This window comes from Vibrio sp. 1249-1 (genome assembly GCF_033340495.1).
Genome location: NZ_JAWOWJ010000009.1, coordinates 162,817 through 181,268 on the forward strand (window position 1 = coordinate 162,817; position 18,452 = coordinate 181,268).

Annotated in this window: 17 protein-coding genes and 1 tRNA gene; 10 read left to right on the forward strand and 8 right to left on the reverse strand. The window is 45.7% G+C overall.

Annotated features, from left to right (window positions below; genetic code table 11):
• Positions 1-118: 118 nt before the first annotated feature.
• From R7Z50_RS16905 to R7Z50_RS16915, 3 genes are all read left to right on the forward strand, one after another.
• Positions 119-799 (forward strand): TIGR00153 family protein, encoded by a 681-nt coding sequence (locus R7Z50_RS16905; RefSeq protein ID WP_005379896.1) that lies wholly within the window; start codon positions 119-121, stop codon positions 797-799.
• Positions 800-930: 131 nt separating this feature from the next.
• Entirely contained in the window at positions 931-2,190 is a 1,260-nt protein-coding gene (locus R7Z50_RS16910; RefSeq protein ID WP_005379898.1) for an inorganic phosphate transporter, read from the forward strand.
• Positions 2,191-2,368: 178 nt separating this feature from the next.
• Complete coding sequence (locus R7Z50_RS16915; RefSeq protein WP_005379900.1) at positions 2,369-2,980, forward strand: TIGR04211 family SH3 domain-containing protein; 612 nt, start codon at positions 2,369-2,371, stop codon at positions 2,978-2,980.
• A gap of 88 nt (positions 2,981-3,068) precedes the next feature.
• Here R7Z50_RS16915 and ggt read toward each other — a convergent pair whose 3' ends face one another.
• The 3 genes from ggt to R7Z50_RS16930 all read right to left on the reverse strand — a co-directional run bounded on the left by ggt (position 3,069) and on the right by R7Z50_RS16930 (position 7,375).
• Positions 3,069-4,799: a gamma-glutamyltransferase gene (gene ggt, locus R7Z50_RS16920; protein ID WP_318149164.1), complete on the reverse strand. Its 1,731-nt coding sequence runs from the start codon at positions 4,797-4,799 to the stop codon at positions 3,069-3,071.
• 273 nt (positions 4,800-5,072) lie between these two features.
• Complete coding sequence (locus tag R7Z50_RS16925; protein WP_005379904.1) at positions 5,073-5,759, reverse strand: general secretion pathway protein GspB; 687 nt, start codon at positions 5,757-5,759, stop codon at positions 5,073-5,075.
• Positions 5,759-7,375 (reverse strand): ExeA family protein, encoded by a 1,617-nt coding sequence (locus tag R7Z50_RS16930; protein ID WP_213903643.1) that lies wholly within the window; start codon positions 7,373-7,375, stop codon positions 5,759-5,761. Before R7Z50_RS16930 ends, R7Z50_RS16925 begins: the two co-directional genes overlap by 1 nt.
• A gap of 138 nt (positions 7,376-7,513) precedes the next feature.
• Here R7Z50_RS16930 and R7Z50_RS16935 point away from each other — a divergent pair, with 138 nt between their 5' ends.
• Complete coding sequence (locus tag R7Z50_RS16935) at positions 7,514-8,734, forward strand: multifunctional CCA addition/repair protein (protein WP_318149165.1); 1,221 nt, start codon at positions 7,514-7,516, stop codon at positions 8,732-8,734.
• Between the two features lie 52 nt (positions 8,735-8,786).
• Here the strand turns inward: R7Z50_RS16935 and R7Z50_RS16940 are convergent, their stop codons facing one another.
• From R7Z50_RS16940 to folB, 3 genes are read right to left on the reverse strand one after another with little or no spacing between them, the layout of a single operon-like run.
• Positions 8,787-9,590, reverse strand: a complete 804-nt coding sequence (locus R7Z50_RS16940) for an undecaprenyl-diphosphate phosphatase (protein ID WP_053304328.1) — start codon at positions 9,588-9,590, stop codon at positions 8,787-8,789.
• A 14-nt stretch (positions 9,591-9,604) separates the two neighbouring features.
• On the reverse strand, positions 9,605-10,087 hold the full coding sequence (gene folK / locus R7Z50_RS16945) for a 2-amino-4-hydroxy-6-hydroxymethyldihydropteridine diphosphokinase (RefSeq protein WP_005387457.1): 483 nt from the start codon (positions 10,085-10,087) through the stop codon (positions 9,605-9,607).
• The gene (gene folB, locus R7Z50_RS16950) at positions 10,084-10,443 is read right to left on the reverse strand and encodes a bifunctional dihydroneopterin aldolase/7,8-dihydroneopterin epimerase (RefSeq protein WP_005387458.1); all 360 of its coding nucleotides are present in this window, start codon (positions 10,441-10,443) and stop codon (positions 10,084-10,086) included. The genes folK and folB overlap by 4 nt, the downstream gene beginning before the upstream one ends.
• A 250-nt stretch (positions 10,444-10,693) precedes the next feature.
• Between folB and plsY the strand changes: the two genes are divergently transcribed.
• A complete protein-coding gene (plsY, locus tag R7Z50_RS16955) occupies positions 10,694-11,305 on the forward strand; it encodes a glycerol-3-phosphate 1-O-acyltransferase PlsY (RefSeq protein ID WP_005379857.1) in 612 nt (203 codons plus the stop codon).
• Between the two features lie 34 nt (positions 11,306-11,339).
• On the opposite strand, the gene R7Z50_RS16960 is transcribed toward plsY, so the two are convergent.
• Both R7Z50_RS16960 and tsaD read right to left on the reverse strand, forming a co-directional pair.
• Complete coding sequence (locus R7Z50_RS16960) at positions 11,340-12,155, reverse strand: alpha/beta fold hydrolase (protein ID WP_318149166.1); 816 nt, start codon at positions 12,153-12,155, stop codon at positions 11,340-11,342.
• 176 nt (positions 12,156-12,331) lie between these two features.
• On the reverse strand, positions 12,332-13,348 hold the full coding sequence (gene tsaD, locus R7Z50_RS16965; RefSeq protein ID WP_005379854.1) for a tRNA (adenosine(37)-N6)-threonylcarbamoyltransferase complex transferase subunit TsaD: 1,017 nt from the start codon (positions 13,346-13,348) through the stop codon (positions 12,332-12,334).
• A 230-nt stretch (positions 13,349-13,578) separates the two neighbouring features.
• On the opposite strand from tsaD, the gene rpsU reads away from it, so the two are divergent.
• The 5 genes from rpsU to R7Z50_RS16990 all read left to right on the forward strand — a co-directional run bounded on the left by rpsU (position 13,579) and on the right by R7Z50_RS16990 (position 18,374).
• Positions 13,579-13,794, forward strand: a complete 216-nt coding sequence (rpsU, locus tag R7Z50_RS16970; protein WP_001145625.1) for a 30S ribosomal protein S21 — start codon at positions 13,579-13,581, stop codon at positions 13,792-13,794.
• A 27-nt stretch (positions 13,795-13,821) separates the two neighbouring features.
• The gene (locus R7Z50_RS16975) at positions 13,822-14,265 is read left to right on the forward strand and encodes a GatB/YqeY domain-containing protein (RefSeq protein ID WP_005379720.1); all 444 of its coding nucleotides are present in this window, start codon (positions 13,822-13,824) and stop codon (positions 14,263-14,265) included.
• Positions 14,266-14,414: 149 nt separating this feature from the next.
• Positions 14,415-16,181 carry a DNA primase gene (dnaG, locus tag R7Z50_RS16980; RefSeq protein ID WP_005379719.1) on the forward strand — a complete coding sequence of 589 codons (1,767 nt, stop codon included), beginning with the start codon at positions 14,415-14,417 and terminating at the stop codon, positions 16,179-16,181.
• Between the two features lie 99 nt (positions 16,182-16,280).
• On the forward strand, positions 16,281-18,143 hold the full coding sequence (gene rpoD / locus R7Z50_RS16985) for an RNA polymerase sigma factor RpoD (protein ID WP_005395986.1): 1,863 nt from the start codon (positions 16,281-16,283) through the stop codon (positions 18,141-18,143).
• Between the two features lie 155 nt (positions 18,144-18,298).
• Positions 18,299-18,374 (forward strand) — tRNA-Ile (locus tag R7Z50_RS16990).
• Positions 18,375-18,452 lie beyond the last annotated feature (78 nt).

Sequence of the window (18,452 nt, forward strand, 5' to 3'; positions counted from 1 at the left end):
TTAATGAGCGATTTAATGCGTTACCATGCGCGCCTTTATAGCCATCGTTCAACATTTCGCCAAGCACTCAGAAATGGTGTATGTTTTTTTAAGGTTATAGTTATTAGGTTGAATGACCATGCCAGTAAATACAATTATGGGGTTATTTGCAAAGTCCCCAATTAAGCCTTTGCAACGCCACGTTGTGTGTGTCAACGAATGTTGTTCACACTTGGTGAAATTCTTTGAAGTATCTTCAAAGGGTGATTGGGAAAAAGCAGCAGAAATCCGTGCACAAATTTCTCACCTAGAGAAAGAAGCGGATGTGCTGAAACGTGAAATCCGTCTAAAACTGCCTCGCGGTTTGTTCATGCCAGTCGACCGTACTGACATGCTTGAGCTTTTGACTCAACAGGACAAACTTGCAAACCTGGCAAAAGACATTGCTGGCCGTGTATATGGTCGTCAACTTGTCATCCCTGAAGCTCTCCAACCAAACTTCCTCGCTTACGTTCAACGTTGTCTTGATGCTGCCGATCAGGCGCAAAAGGTAATCAATGAACTTGATGAATTGCTAGAAACCGGCTTCAAAGGCCGTGAAGTGACGCTCGTCGCTGAAATGATTCATCAATTAGACGTTATCGAAGATGATACCGATGCCATGCAGATTGAACTTCGCCAACAGTTGATGGTGATTGAAGCTGACATGAACCCTATCGATGTCATGTTCCTGTACAAGATTCTTGAATGGGTAGGTGGTATTGCCGACCAAGCGCAGCGCGTAGGTGCTCGTTTGGAAGTCATGCTATCTCGATCTTAAAACATAAAGTTAACGACATAACGAAGAGCATAATTAACACGTGTCATAGGGACGATGACTATTTTCATCGTCTTATGGTTTGGCGCGCGTAAAATTTTGTTCCGCTTGTTATAAAACAACTAGGTATTACGATGGATATCCTTGCGAACTACGGCACTGTCCTGATTATTGTTGCAGCGATTTTTGGTTTCATGATGGCGATTGGTATTGGCGCGAACGACGTTGCTAATGCGATGGGTACATCTGTAGGTTCAAAAGCGCTAACTGTAAAACAAGCTATCATCATTGCGATGATCTTCGAATTTGCAGGTGCTTACCTTGCAGGCGGTGAAGTAACCGACACTATCCGTAAAGGTGTAATCGAAACTTCTTTATTTGCTAGTCAACCAGATGTTCTTGTCTACGGCATGATGTCTGCGCTTTTAGCAGCAGGTACATGGCTGCTTCTTGCTTCTTACATGGGCTGGCCAGTATCAACGACTCACTCAATCATCGGTGCAATCATTGGTTTTGCATGCGTATCAGTAGGTACTGAAGCGGTTGACTGGGGCAGCGTTCAAGGCATTGTTGGTAGCTGGATTATTACGCCAGTGATTTCAGGTTTCTTTGCTTACGTTATCTTTGTCAGCGCACAACGCCTGATTTTTGATACAGAGAACCCTCTGTTTAATGCGAAACGTTTTGTACCTGTTTACATGTTCATCACAACAATGGTGATTGCACTTGTAACCATCAAAAAAGGTCTAAAACACGTTGGTCTTCACCTGACCAATGGTGAAGCCTGGATGTGGGCAGCAGCAGTTTCAGCACTTGTGATGATTGGCGGCTACGTATACATCCAGAAAAAATTCGCTAATCGCGAAGAAGACCGCAGCTTTTCTGGCGTGGAAGGTATCTTCAGCGTTCTGATGGTTATCACCGCTTGTGCGATGGCATTTGCACACGGTTCAAACGACGTTGCAAACGCCATTGGTCCACTGTCTGCTGTCGTATCGACTGTTGAACACATGGGCGAAATCAGCACGAAAAGCACCATCGCTTGGTGGATTCTACCTCTTGGTGGTATTGGTATCGTGGTCGGTCTTGCAACACTAGGTCACAAAGTAATGGCAACCGTTGGTACAGGCATCACTGAGCTAACGCCTAGCCGCGGTTTTGCAGCACAGCTAGCAACAGCATGTACGGTAGTTCTAGCGTCTGGTACAGGCCTGCCAATTTCAACCACTCAAACATTGGTTGGTGCGGTTCTCGGTGTTGGCTTTGCTCGTGGTATCGCAGCACTGAACCTAGGCGTAGTTCGTAACATCGTGGCATCATGGATCGTTACACTACCAGCGGGTGCGTTATTGGCCGTAGTATTCTTCTACGGACTTCAAGCGATGTTCGCTTAAGACACTCGTCAATAGAATGTAAGCGCTTTGTCATTATTGACTCAAACGCACAGAAAGGGAGGCTTTGCCTCCCTTCTTTGTTGCACCGAGGTTTGAAACTGCATACTATTCGTCTATTTCCGGCTCCAATCATTCGGTGCCAACGCTGTCTCCAAGAAAAATCGTTAAGGGATTTACTGTGAAAAAACTAATCATCACGGTTTTGTTTACTTTGCTAGCAGCGCCAGCGGCCCTAGCAGCAGACCGTTATATTTCTGATGACCTCTTCACTTTTATGCACTCAGGTCCAAATAACACCTACCGTATTATCGGTAGTGTTAACGCCGGTTCTAAAGTACAACTGATTAAAACCAACCGAGATACTGGCTATACGCAAGTTCGTGATGACCGTGGTCGCACTGGTTGGGTACAAAGCAAGTTTGTGACAAACCAAGAGAGCATGGCAATTCGCCTTCCTCGCATTGAGAAAGAGCTAGCCGAAGTAAAAGAGCAGCTTGCTAATGCTCGTCAAACTTCTGATGCAGAGAAAGCCGGTCTTGTTACCTCTCTCGAAACACGTAACCAACAAATTTCAGATCTAGAAAATAAATACTCTGAGATCAGCGATCAGCTTACTTCTGTTGAAACAGAAAACCGCGAGCTACGCGCAAAACTGGATACACAAAAAGATGACATGCTGCTTAAGTACTTCACTTATGGCGGCGGTGTTGCAGGTTTAGGTTTACTATTTGGTTTGATTCTTCCGCATGTCATGCCTCGTAGAAAGCGCTCTCCTGCGGGTTGGGCATAAACCCTTACGCTTTTATCTTTAAAAAGAACGCAAAAGCCAGTCGATATTGACTGGCTTTTTAGTTTGCTTCGTTTGACAGAAGTGAGTACTACTCCCCCATTGAACTAGAGGCTCGACGACGATCCGTTGCGCCATAAAGCTTGCCATCTTTTAGCTCAATTGCATTCAAACCGCTTACCACTGGAATAACGTGCACTGGGTAGCCAAGCTCCATAAACTCAGGCACCAACATTTCTGCGAACGTTTTCTTTTCCACCAGCAAACCAGCCGGGTCATAAGACTTGGTGCGGTCTATCTTAGTGCCATACTGGATGTTTGGTAAGTCAATAGCCTCTTGCGCTGATAAATTCCAATCCAGCACCCCAACCACGGTTTTGAGTACATACCCCGGGATTTGTGAACTACCTGGTGACCCAACCACCAAACGCAAGTTATCATCACTGTCCATCACCATTAATGGCGTAATAGCCGAACGTGGACGCTTGCCCGCTTCAATTGAGTTTTGCGTAGGCTTGCCGTTAACCGTTGGCTGAGGTGAGAAGTTCGCCATTTGTGCATTCAAGATAACGCCATCAACCATGACACCAGATCCCATTCCCGTTCCTACCGTACTAGTCATCGCTATTGCATTTCCATCTCTATCGACGATAGAAATATGCCCTGTATCTTTGCTCTCGAAGCCTTGATATTGCGCATACTGAGTTTGCGTTATCTGTCCTGCTTGTGGATCCTCTTTTGAAGTGCCATTATCGGGGATTAAATCACGTCTCTGATCTAGATAGGCTTTGGACAACAACTGTTCAACTGGCGCTTCCACATAATCCGGATCTCCGGCATACGCAATACGATCGGCTTTTGCAATTCGCATCGCTTCAGTCATGAGACGCCAAGGTTCCACATCCGTTTTCGCCATATGGGCAATGTCATAGGGTGCAAGCAGTTCAAGACTCTGAGCGACCATCACACCGCCCGAAGCTGGGTAACCAAAAGAGACGATTTTATTCCCACGGTAGTCGCTCTCAATGATGTCACGCTGCTTCACTTGGTAATGTTTAAAATCTTCTAAAGACAACTTCTCGTGTTGGTCGTCAATACGACTATTAACCGTCTCTACGATGTGCTGACCAAGCTCACCACCATAAAGGTAACGATCGCCTTGTTGCGCGATCTTCCTCAGCGTCTCAGCCATCTTAGGGTTCTTCATCAAGGTTCCCGTCGGCTTAATATCGTCCCCTTGCCAATACAAGGCTTTCACTTCCGGATCTTGCTCAAGTCGGCTTTGCTCTCTTACTACGATGTCGTAGGTGTAGCTGTTCATCGCGTACCCATTGCTCGCCAATGTAATCGCCGGCTTAATCAGCTCTGCCCATGGCAACTTGCCGTATTGTTCATGAGTGGTGTAAAGCAACCGCAATGTGCCCGGAACCGCAACAGAACGAGGGCCTAATATTTCGTTGCGACTGAGTACTTCCCCATTCTCAACAAACATTTCAGGGTTCGCGCTAGAGGGCGCTTCATCTCGACCATCAAGGGCCAGAAATTTTTTCTCGTCATGTTGATAAAACAGCGCGAAAGTCCCGCCGCCAATTCCGGTCATATCTGGCTCAACGACAGACATCACCATCTGCATCGCGACCATAGCATCAACAGCGTTACCGCCTTCTTTCAATATTGAGTAACCGGTACTGCTCACGTAAGGATTCGTCGCACTGACCATGAAATCTTGCCCGCGACTATCTGGTGTAACTGGGAATGGGTCTGGCTTTGCTGCATAGCTTGTCGATGCAACAATGCTTAAAGAAAAAATCAGAATACGCATGTGTCTCTGTTTAGACTCCTATTATGTGATGGGGTCTAACGTGGACCAAGTCATTACTCCGAAGTTCGTGAAGATGGTGTCTTTTTACACAACGCTGACTGGAATCGCGCTATCAATAGATGAATGATATTGGTGCTGTTTAAACGACTGAGGAAAGCTATATTTTGCTTGTTTGAGTATCTAGAAATCATCACCAGAATAGATGCAAAAGATGCTCTGAAAAATAAAAAGCCAGCGATATGATTTCGCTGGCTTGATGTGTTTCTACACGAGTTACCCTTTCCACTCATACAACGCTGGTATACGAATTTGCTCACCTTGGAACTCAACAATCACAGCTTGCGGTTGTATTTCTCTTAGAGTGACCTGATCATCAACGACATCCCCCTGATGATACTCAACATTGTTAATTTTCACCCAACGGCGATTTTCATCACTAGCGTACATATGGGTTTGCAAATTAAGCGCAGGTAGACGCCCTTGCCACTGGTGAGCGTTGCGCTCTAAATCGTTCACGCGTGCCGTTTGTGATGACGAATTGTCATCATCTCGGGATAAGGCATTTTCGACCTTCCTAGCTAAATCAGGAGATAATGAGGATAAATCCAGATCATCCAAAGACAACCCGAGGTCCTCTTCAGCAGCAGAAGTCGTTTGGGTTGATGCTGAGTCGCGTGTTTCATCTCTGCTTGGTGTATGGCTCGTGTATTCATCGGGGGTGGTAAATGTACCAAAATCACGCGATAGCTCTGCACTTGGCCACTCTCTTGGCAATTGGGCCAACTGGGTGTTCTCTGGATAGTCTAATACTTTGAAAGGTGATACCACTTCGACCTTTTCTATCGGGGACGTTGTATCTACTTCAACACTCGGTGCAAAGAGATCTAAGTACCAAGCGACTCCAATAGCAGAAGCAGTGATTGGCAGCAAGAACAGACCTATATGTTTCACAGCTGACATTATGCGTCCTCCTTCTCTATTCTCGCCAGTTGAGGCGCATCTGGCTGAACATTTTGCTGAAGTCGGTCTAGCGTTCGCTTACCTGCAATACCATCGACACCAATTCCTTGCCAGCGTTGAAATAATTCGACTCGCTCTTTCATCGCACCATCAAAAATAGACGTTTCAAGCAGTGGCTCACTCACCGCTTCTGCTAATAATCGGTCTAATACTTCAATCGCAGGGCCTTCCATGTCTAAACGTAATGTTTCATTCAGCGGAGCATGCCACAGTTCGATAATATTGCCCTGCCACAACGGCTTTAGCCATGAAATTGGCAGACGGAGACGCTGCTTACCATTGAGCACTTCAGCTTGATCATTACCGACGGCATATAGAATGACATACCCAACATCACCTTGATAATTCAACTCCAAGATCACAGGGCGATTTTGTTGCATCAACAGCGGCCAAGTCGCCATTTTACGCTCACAACGCATAGTCGACTGCGGTTCTGACAAACAAAGATTATCGCGAACCGATGCTTGATATCCCCACAAACGATACAAATCATTTACAGCGAGGTTCGACTGTTTTTGTGTTAACAATAAATCACGCTGCTCATCCGTTAACTGTTGGCTGACGACGGTTGGTGTTGGCTCTACTCTTGGCTCCGTCACTTGTGTCAACACTGACGTCGCTTGAGCTGGCATATAATTCACGACCGCCCATCCCGTACTTAATGCAGCAATAAGGCCTACCGTGACAGAGCCCCAAGCAGGCCAACGGAAAGTCCGGCGCTCTTTTTTATCTTGCTGATAAATATCTGCCTGAAACTGCATCACCTCTTCACAGGCCTGCTGAACGGTTTGCTTATCCACAACCACATTACCCTGGTGATAACTAATGTTGAGGGATTTGTCACAGATAAGGTTGATGAGCCGCGGTATACCGTGACTGTATTTGGCTATAAGTTTACAAGAAGCACGATTAAACAGTTGCTGGTCGCCACCTGCTGTATGTAGTCGAAATGCGATGTAATCTTCTGTCTCTTTTTCATCCAACGGCAACAGGTGATAACGCCCGGTAATACGCTGGGCAAGTTGGCGTAGTTGTGTTGTTTGTAATAACCGCTGCAATTCAGGCTGCCCGACCAACAACACTTTGAGCAGTTTTCTGGTATCGGTTTCCAAGTTGGTCAACAAGCGCAACTGCTCTAGAACGTCGGCAGCAAGGTGTTGAGCCTCATCAATGACCAGCAATGTCTGCCAACCTGAACGATAATTACGCAGCAAATATTGATGGATAACCTGGTTTAGCTGTTTGAGGTTTGCATCTGGTGGATAGGTGATTTTGAACTCATCACAAATGGCTTCGAGCAAGTCTCTACTCGAAAACGTGGGATTGAGAATAAGACCCGCTTTGGTGTTATCACCCAAATTCGCCAGCATCGCTTTTGCGACAGTCGTTTTGCCTGTACCTACTTCGCCAGTAAGCATAGCAAAACCACCGCCATCGCCTAGCCCGGCTTGGAGATGTGTGATTGCCTCTTTGTGACGTTGGCTTAAATACAAATAACGTGAGTTTGGAACAATCGAAAATGGTTGTTCGACAAACCCAAAAAAGTCCTTATACATTAGGCTCTCCAGCTAAAAAACCACCTGAGAATAGTCAGATATAATATAAACATAGCCGCATCTACTCTCGGGAGTAAAGAAAAGTACCATTGCTTGCTACAATGTCCAACGGCATATCCATAAATTAAGAGGTAATTCGTGCAAGTTTATTTAGTAGGTGGCGCAGTTCGAGATAAATTGCTCGGAATTGATAGTTATGACAACGATTGGGTGGTCGTAGGCGCGACGCCTGAGATGATGTTGTCCCAAGGGTACACCGCCGTTGGTAAAGACTTTCCTGTATTTCTGCATCCCAAAAGTAAAGAAGAACATGCCCTTGCACGAACAGAGAGAAAGTCAGGTTCTGGTTACACTGGTTTTGAATGTTTCTTCGATCAAAACGTCACCTTAGAAGAAGATTTGATACGTCGTGATTTAACCATTAACGCGATGGCAATGGAGAGTGATGGCACGATCTATGACCCATATGGTGGCCAGCAAGATCTCAACGATAAACTGCTACGCCATGTATCAGACGCCTTTATTGAAGACCCTCTACGCGTTTTACGTGTCGCTCGCTTCGCTGCAAAGCTTGCTGATCTAAACTTTACGGTTGCCGACGAAACTATGCGGTTAATGCGTCACATGGCAGAATCTGGAGAGCTAAGTACACTGACTCCCGAGCGTGTTTGGCAAGAATGGCATAAATCTCTCTCTACTCCTCGCCCTGATATTTTCTTATCGGTTCTACGAGACTGTGGTGCATTAACCGTGGTGTTACCTGAAATTGATGCACTATTTGGCGTACCTCAACCTGAGAAGTGGCATCCAGAAATCGATACTGGCATCCATACTTTGATGGTGGCAGAGCAAGCCGCAAAATTGAGTAACTCACTCCCCGTCAGGTTTGCCGCCCAAGTGCATGACTTGGGTAAAGGCGTGACGCCAGAGAGCGAATGGCCAAGCCACAAAATGCATTGCCATACAGGATTAAAACTGATCAAAAAGCTGTGCGAACGTGTCCGGGTACCAAATGAGTTTCGTGATTTAGCCTTGATGGTGTGCGAACAGCATTCCAATATTCATCGCGCGGCTGAACTTAAACCACAAACCATAATTAAAATACTCAATAAGCTCGATGTGTGGCGTAAGCCCGAACGTCTGCAAGATATCTTGCTTTGCTGCCAAGCGGATCACGCTGGTCGTAAAGGACTGGAAACGCAACCATATCCACAGGCGGATATTTTTAGGCAAGCCTACCAAGCAGCAGCGGCAGTTGACGTTCAAACCATAATCAAAGAAGGCTTTAAAGGCCCTGCGATTCGTGACGAGCAAGAAAAACGACGTATTGAAGCAGTGAAAGCAGCGCTTAAGAAGTAACGAACAAACAAAAACGCCCGCGGATTTCGCGGGCGTTTTTCGTTAGCATCAATTATGCACTTAATAGAAAAGCGAACAAACCGACGCCCAAAATCAGACGGTAAATCACAAACGGTGTCATGCCCATGCGTGAAATCATCTTCAAGAAGAAATGGATACAGATGTACGCACTGATAAACGATGTGATAATGCCAGTCATTAAGAAACCAACATGGACAGGTTCACCACTGGTCACTAACTTCATACCTAAGTAGCTACCAGCTAATGTAATGATTGGGATCGACATTAAAAATGAAAAGCGGGCAGCCGCTTCTCGAGTAAAGCCAAGGTAAAGCGCTGCTGTAATGGTCGCCCCTGAACGTGAAGTTCCAGGAATCATCGCTAAGGCTTGGGCAATACCGATAAATACAGCTTTCTTCCAACCCGTTTGGTATTCATCGGCAACGAGTTCAGCGTTTTTGTCTACCCACCATAGCAACAAGCCAAATACGATCGTGGTAGTCGCGATGACGTAAGCGCTACGTAGATACACTTCAATGATGTCTTTCATCAATAGACCGAACACACAAGCTGGAATCGTCGCAATCACGATCATCCAAGCCAATTTAGCTTCTTTACTGCGATCTCCTTTAAAGATCGAAGCAAATAACGCTTGAAACAAAGTGATTACTTCATGACGAAAATAGATCACGACAGCCATTAATGTACCGACGTGAACAGCAACATCAAAGGCTAGACCTTGGTCTTCCCACCCTAAAATAGCGGAAGGCAGGATCAAATGGGCAGAGCTTGAGATAGGCAAAAACTCTGTCAGCCCCTGAATCAGAGCCAAAATAAAGGCTTCAAAATAACTCATGTAAACAACTCAAATTAAAAATGAAAGGAAACGGGTTTGAGCGAATCGACTGGCTGCATAGCATGCCAAATGTCTGCGACTGTGCGTCCATCGCCTGGGATCACTAATTGCGGTTCGAGATCATACAGCGGCTTTGTGACAAAAGGATATTTGTAGATATCACTGCGAGGTAGCTCAGGTTTTTTCTTGGAGACGCGCTCACCGAACAACACTATATCGAGATCCAGTGTTCGATCCTGATACTTTTGCGCGTTTTCTTCGCGTCCCCACTTAAATTCAATCTCGCGTAGTTGATGGCTCAACTCTTCTAATGACAACTCGGTACGCATTGCAACGACAAAGTTGTAGAAATTCTTGCTGCTAAAACCAATAGGTTCGCATTCATATATCGGTGATACGAGGAGATTTTCTCCAAGCCGTTGCAGCTCCTGATACGCAGCAAGCACATGTTGCTCTCTTTCTACGTTCGTCCCAACACCGATATAGGTGGTGATCATGCTCGGCCTCGCTCAATCACCACACCAACAGCACGTGCTTGTGGCACGGCGCCAGGCTTCGCTAGGCGGATTTTCACCCAAGGCACAGAGAAACGCTGCATGATAAGCTCTGCTACTTCTTCAGCCACGCGCTCGACCAGTAAGAAACGGCCATTTTCAATGTGGTTAAGTACCGCCTCACTCACCTGCGAATAATCCAGTGCATCTTGCACATCATCACTTTTGCCCGCAGGTTTATTATCGTGTGCCATTTCAATATCTAGAACCAACTTTTGTTTGATTTGTTGTTCCCAGTCGTACACGCCAATTGTGGTGATTACTTCTAACTGTTCAATAAAAACTTTATCCAGAGCCATCTTATGTCCTTCTATTACAGAGGTCGGATACCCGTGAGGGGTAATTTGATCGTAGTATTCTATACCTAAGTAACATTTACTTTGGTCATCACAATGTTACTTAGGTATAAACTGCGAAAGCATCTTTATATACAAGAAATCACATAATGCAAGCTCTATCACAGTGAGGATTTCTGCATTATGTAAATTCGGGGTATGATAGCAACTACGCGGGAACCGAGCATTAAATTCCAATCCATCAAGGACTTCTATGGACGCACTGGCACTGATAATGACAATGGCCGCCTATTTATTAGGTTCGGTTTCCAGTGCGGTTTTGATCTGTCGACTCTTAAAACTGCCAGACCCACGCAGTGTGGGATCTAACAATCCTGGAGCAACGAACGTATTGCGTATTGGCGGACGAGGAGCCGCTGTTTCAGTCTTGTTGTGCGATATGCTCAAAGGCACTATCCCCGTGTGGGGCGGATACTTTCTTGGTATCGACCCTATCATTCTTGGCGTCATCGCCATTGCTGCCTGTCTTGGCCACATGTACCCCATCTTTTTCCACTTTAAAGGCGGAAAAGGTGTCGCAACCGCGCTTGGCGCTATCGCTCCGATTGGTTTGGACTTAACAGGATTGGTAATGTTAACTTGGCTGTCAGTAGCCGCGCTATTCCGCTATTCATCCTTAGCGGCTCTCGTCACGGTTTTGGTCACTCCGTTTTATACTTGGATGTTTAAACCGCAATACACGTTACCTGTTGCTATGCTGTGCTGCTTAATCGTATTTAAGCATCATCAAAATATTCGTCGGCTTTTGTCTGGCGACGAGCCAAAAATCGGCGAGAAAAAACTGACACAAAAAAACTCGGCTTAATGCCGAGTTTTTCGTTTAAAGAAGGATGTATTGGTTACGCATGAACTCGATTCAGGAAGTTCAACAACATCTGGTTGACGAACTCAGGTTGCTCTAAACAACTGATATGTCCCGCTTGGGGAATCTCCACCAACTCACTGCCTGTGATACAGTCTTTCATTAAATAAGATTCAAAAACTGGACGTGGTTTATCTTCACAGCCCACTGCAATTAACGTCGGCAGAGCAAATTTTTCCGAATCCTCAATCACATCCCGGCGACCAAACACCATGCGCCCTATGCGAGCTACTTCCACCGCACGCTCACCATTCAGGTCTTCTAAACTGCGTTTGAATGAAGCGACAAGTTTAGGGTTATCCTGATTGACGTTGTTGGCAAAGAACAGCGGCACAACGGCTTCAATAATTGGCGCAGGCACTGCTTGGACTTGGCTGATGGTATCAAGCATTGCAAAATACTTCTTATACGTAACCTCTGGCTCCCAGCCAATGAAGGTATCCATCAATACCAGTGACTTAACACGTTGCGGCGCTTGAGCCGTTAGCTCTGCTCCCCACATGCCGCCAACAGATAAGCCCACTATCGAGAGCTCTTCGATATCTAAATGATCCATCAATGCCAACATATGTTGTGCATAGTCGGCCAATGACTGTGTCGATGCAGGTGCAGCGTCCGATTCACCATGTGCCCAAAGATCTGGCACAATACAACGGAATGACTGGCTTAAAACCTCAACTTGTGGCGCCCACATTTGGCTATCCCAAAGGTAACTATGACCAAATAGAAGCACAGGGCCCTCACCTTTATCTAGATAAGCAAGTTGCTGACCTTCAATTTCAAACTTATTCATTGTTATATCCATTTCTTATTCTTCCACGTCATCCTAGCACTGAAACAATCGCGAACTGATCGCATCAGTCAGAATGTAAAACGAGGCGGTTCATTGAATAATTAAAAATAAAGGCCTCTGAGGAGCAGAGACCTTTATTACAAAGAACCGGTTTCAAACCTACCGCATAAATTTGACTAAGCGACAGGTGTTAGTTGATCAATTGGCCAACGTGGACGAGCCTCTACTGACATATCAGCCACTTCGCCATTCTTCAAGCGCTGCATGCCTGCGTAAGCGATCATCGCACCGTTATCTGTACAGAACTCAGTACGTGGGTAGTAAACTTCGCCGCCAACTTTCTTCGCTAACTTCTCTAACTCAGCTCGCAAACGACGGTTAGCACTCACACCACCAGCAATAACAATGCGTTTCATGCCTGTTTGCTCAAGCGCGCGCTTACATTTAATAGCCAACGTAGCACACACAGCCTCTTCAAATGCCAATGCGATGTCCGCGCGGGTTTGCTCGTCATCACCGTTTGCAGCAATCGTGTTAGCCGTAAAGGTTTTTAGACCAGAGAAACTCATGTCCAAACCTGGCACATTCGTCATTGGGCGCGGGAACTTAAAGCGGCCCGGTGTACCTTTTTCCGCCAGTTTAGATAATAGTGGACCGCCTGGGTAATCCAAACCCATTAGCTTCGCTGTTTTATCAAACGCTTCGCCCGCCGCATCATCAATCGACTCACCTAGAATTTTGTACTCACCGATGCCTCTCACTTCCACCATCATAGAGTGACCGCCCGATACTAATACCGCCACAAACGGGAACGGTGGAGGGTTATCTTCCAACATTGGGGCCAATAGGTGACCTTCCATATGATGAACAGGTACCGCTGGCACTCCCCAAGCATAAGCAATACTGCGACCGATAGTCGCGCCCACTAATAGCGCCCCAACAAGACCAGGCCCCGCGGTATACGCGACACCATCGATGTCTTTTGAAGTTAAGTTCGCTTCTTTTAGTGCCTCTTTAATAAGAGGAATGGTTTTCTTTACGTGGTCACGTGAAGCCAACTCAGGCACCACACCGCCGTAATCTGCGTGCAGTTTTACTTGGCTGTATAGCTTGTGTGACAAGAGACCGTTTTCATCGTCATAAATTGCGATGCCAGTCTCGTCACAAGAGGTTTCAATACCAATAATGCGCATGGTTTTCTCAGTATGCTTTCTGTATAGAGGAAATTTGGGCGTCATATTACCTCGCCTTGGTGCTGCAAACAAATTTTGTACAGACAATAATCGACAAAAGGCTTTACAAAGTAGTTGTGATCGGATTAAAATTCCGCACCATTTTTGATCAAGCTGGTAAGAGACCTAACAATTGTGATTTGGTCTGTTGAATACCAGCGTTAACGAATAACCCCTGAGGTGAAAGGCATATGCCAGTAGTTAAAGTACGTGAAAACGAACCGTTCGACGTTGCTCTACGTCGTTTTAAGCGCTCTTGCGAAAAAGCAGGTATCCTTTCTGAAGTGCGTCGTCGTGAGCACTACGAAAAACCAACTACAGTTCGCAAACGCGCTAAAGCAGCGGCTCAAAAGCGTCACGCTAAGAAGCTAGCTCGCGAAAACGCTCGTCGCGTTCGCCTGTACTAATAACTGAGCTCCAAAAGGAATTTAGTTATGGCTCTGATTGATCAACTCAAAGAAGAGCAAAAATTAGCGATGAAAGCCAAGGACAAATTGCGCCTTGGTACTATTCGTTTAGCCCTATCAGCAATCAAGCAACGTGAAGTTGACGAACAGATTACTCTGAACGATGACGACATTCTTGCAGTATTGACCAAGATGGTTAAACAACGTCGCGACTCTGTAGCGCAGTTTGAAGCAGCGGGTCGTCAAGATCTTGCTGATGCGGAACAAGCAGAAATTACCGTTCTTGAGGACTTTATGCCTCAACCACTGACAGACGAAGAAGTAGCGGCTCTCATCGAGAACGCGATTGCTGAATCTGGCGCAGCTGGCATGCAAGACATGGGCAAAGTAATGGGCGTTCTGAAACCGCAAATTCAAGGGCGTGCAGATATGGGTAAAGTAAGCGGTTTAGTTCGCGCTAAATTGGCTTAAGGTACCCCACCCAATTGCAGCAAGCCGTGCTATCCTTTGGAGCGCACGGCTTGTTTGTATCTGGATGGATGGAATGAAATCAATGGGCAATACGCTCATTCTTTTAAGGCATTCACTCCACTCATCATCTTCTTTTTTTGTTAGGTTTTATGGCTGGACACATCCCTCGCAGTTTTATCGATGACCTTCTAGCTCGACTTGATATTGTCGATATCATCGACGCACGTGTGAAACTTAAGAAAAAAGGCAAAAACTACGGCGCATGCTGCCCGTTCCACAACGAAAAGACACCCTCATTCAGTGTCAGTCAAGAAAAGCAGTTCTACCATTGTTTTGGTTGTGGCGCGCATGGAAATGCCATCGATTTTTTGATGGAGTTCGACCGACTAGAATTCGTCGAAGCCATTGAAGAACTCGCTTCATACTTGGGTTTAGATGTTCCTCGCGAACAACGTAGCGGCGGTAATGGTTCGTTTCAATCAGGCCCACAAGCAAGCAGCAGTGAAAAACGTAACCTATACGACTTAATGGGCAGCATTGCTCAATTTTATCGTAACCAACTCAAACAGCCAGCAAGTAAGGTGGCGATTGAGTATCTAAAAGATCGCGGCCTGTCTGGTGAAATCGTCCAGAAGTTTGGCATCGGCTATGTGGCTGATGAATGGGATTTAGTTCGTAAGAACTTTGGTCAGAATAAAGAAAACCAAGACATGCTCGTCACTGGCGGCATGTTGATTGAAAACGATAAAGGCAACCGCTACGACCGATTCCGTGGTCGAGTGATGTTTCCTATTCGAGATAGACGCGGCCGAGTAATAGGCTTTGGTGGTCGAGTATTAGGTGATGGGACACCAAAATATCTCAACTCACCCGAAACCCCGATATTTCATAAAGGTAAAGAGTTGTATGGCCTATATGAAGTACTACAAGCGTATCGTGAGCCACCACAAATTTTAGTGGTTGAAGGCTATATGGATGTTGTCGCGCTTGCTCAATATGGCGTAGATTATTCCGTTGCCTCATTGGGAACCTCGACAACGGGCGATCACTTGCAGGTGTTATTCAGGCAAACAAGCACCGTCGTGTGTTGTTATGACGGTGACCGCGCAGGCCGTGAAGCCGCGTGGCGTGCCATGGAAAATGCATTGCCTTACCTAACGGATGGTCGCCAGTTAAAATTCATGTTTTTGCCGGACGGAGAAGATCCCGACTCTTATATCCGACAAAACGGAAAACAAGCATTTGAGCAGCAAGTGTCTAATGCGATGCCCTTGTCTGAATTCATGTTCAGCTCATTGACTCAGCAGGTCGATATGAGCACGAAAGAAGGCATGGCAAAACTGAGTACTCTTGCGGTTCCTCTCATTGATAAAGTCCCTGGCGGCACTTTAAGACTATACTTGAGAGAATTGCTTGGCCGCCGTTTGGGTTTGGTTGATGAACGCCAACTACAGCAGCTAATTTCAAAACAAGGTAAAGAGGATAAAAGGCCTCAACCTCATAAAGAAATCAAGCGAACGCCGATGCGAGAAGTGATCGCGTTACTGATTCAAAACCCACAATACGTAAGTATGGTGCCAGATCTAACTAGCGTTAGAGATTTGCCCATTCCTGGTCTAAGTTTATTTGTTGATGTACTTGATAAATGCCAAGCGCATCCCCATATCAACACAGGCCAATTATTAGAGCATTGGCGAAACAGCCAAAATGAGACCCTTCTGTCTCGTCTCGCGAGTTGGGACATTCCACTCGATGAGGACAACCAAGAAGAAATCTTTTTAGACTCACTGGATAAAATTATTGCCCAGTGCGTAGAAAAACAAATTGAAAACCTGCAGGCCAAAGCAAGAAGTGTCGGTTTATCAGCCGAAGAGAAAAGGGAGCTGCTAGCACTTATGCTAGATTTAAAAGCGTAACCCTGTTTAATTAGTCAGCAACGATTTAATTTGTTATAGTAAGTGGTTTGCATTTCGCATACTGATTCCTTCACCAGATTACGAAGTTGGATACCGTCTATGGATCACAATCCGCAGTCACAGCTAAAGTCACTTGTTATTAAAGGCAAGGAACAAGGCTATCTGACCTACGCCGAAGTAAATGACCACCTACCTGCTGAAATCGTAGATTCAGAACAGGTAGAAGACATCATTCAGATGATCAACGACATGGGCATTAAGGTAGTAGAAACTGCTCCTGATGCTGATGATTTAGCACTGAACGATGACACAAATATTACCGATGAAGATGCAGCCGAAGCTGCAGCCGCTGCACTTTCTAGCGTAGAGAGTGAGATTGGTCGTACAACAGACCCAGTACGTATGTACATGCGTGAGATGGGTACTGTCGAACTTCTAACTCGCGAAGGCGAAATCGACATCGCAAAACGTATTGAAGAAGGTATTAACCAAGTTCAATCGTCTGTTGCTGAATACCCAGGCACAATTCCGTACATTCTTGAGCAATTTGACAAAGTTCAAGCTGAAGAACTACGTCTTACAGACCTAATTTCAGGTTTTGTAGATCCAGATGCTGACGACACCGCTGCACCAACGGCAACACACATCGGTTCTGAACTGACTGAATCTCAGTTAGAAGAAGAAGACGATGAAGACGTTGATGACGACGAAGATAGCGATGACGATTCAGATGATTCTGAAGAAGATGTAGGTATCGATCCAGAATTAGCGCTAGAGAAATTCAACCAACTACGCAGCACCTATCAAAATCTTCAATTAGCAATCAACGAGTACGGCTATAACAGCCCGAAAGCAACCGTTGCTAATGAAATGATGCTAGACGTATTCCGCGAGTTTCGTCTAACGCCTAAACAGTTTGATCACCTAGTGAATGAACTGCGTACTGCTATGGATCGCGTTCGTACACAAGAGCGTCTGATCATGAAGTCAGTGGTTGAATACGGCAAAATGCCGAAGAAATCATTCATCGCGCTGTTCACTGGTAATGAATCAAGTGAAGCTTGGCTGGATGAAGTTCTTGCTTCAGACAAGCCATACGCTGAAAAGATCAAACGCAACGAAGAAGAAATCCGTCGTTCAATCGCTAAGCTAAAAATGATTGAAGAAGAGACTTCTCTAAACGTACAGAACATTAAAGACATCAGCCGTCGTATGTCTATCGGTGAAGCAAAAGCTCGCCGTGCGAAGAAAGAGATGGTTGAAGCGAACTTGCGTCTTGTAATTTCTATCGCGAAGAAATACACCAACCGTGGCCTACAGTTCTTGGATCTGATCCAAGAAGGTAACATCGGTCTGATGAAAGCGGTAGATAAGTTCGAATATCGTCGTGGTTACAAGTTCTCGACTTACGCAACGTGGTGGATCCGTCAGGCAATCACTCGTTCAATCGCGGACCAAGCACGTACGATTCGTATCCCGGTACACATGATCGAAACGATCAACAAGCTAAACCGTATTTCTCGTCAAATGTTGCAAGAGATGGGTCGCGAGCCACTACCGGAAGAACTGGCAGAGCGCATGCAAATGCCAGAAGACAAGATTCGTAAAGTTCTAAAAATCGCTAAAGAGCCTATCTCAATGGAGACACCAATCGGTGACGACGAAGATTCGCATCTAGGTGATTTTATCGAAGATACAACGCTAGAACTTCCGCTAGATTCTGCAACAGCAACTAGCCTTAAAGTGGCAACAAAAGACGTGCTTGCAGGTCTAACGCCACGTGAAGCGAAAGTACTTCGTATGCGCTTTGGTATCGACATGAACACTGACCATACTCTAGAAGAAGTTGGTAAGCAGTTCGACGTTACTCGTGAACGTATCCGTCAGATCGAAGCAAAAGCACTACGTAAACTTCGTCACCCAAGCCGCTCAGAGACTCTGCGCAGCTTCCTAGACGAATAATCGCAGCGCATATAAGCTTTTAGAAATCAAAAAAGGTGACTTTAGGTCACCTTTTTTATTATCTACTGTTCTAAGTGGATAAAAACTAAGCGCAATTGCCCTAATTGGTATCTAGACACCTTGCAACGCTTCCCCTATAATCGTTGTCCTATCAAGGCCCCTTAGCTCAGTGGTTAGAGCAGTCGACTCATAATCGATTGGTCCGCAGTTCAAGTCTGCGAGGGGCCACCATATTCCGATAAGGCTTATGGAGAAATCCGTAAGCCTTTTTTCGTTCTAGTCCTTTCCATATCCGGTCCGCGATTACTT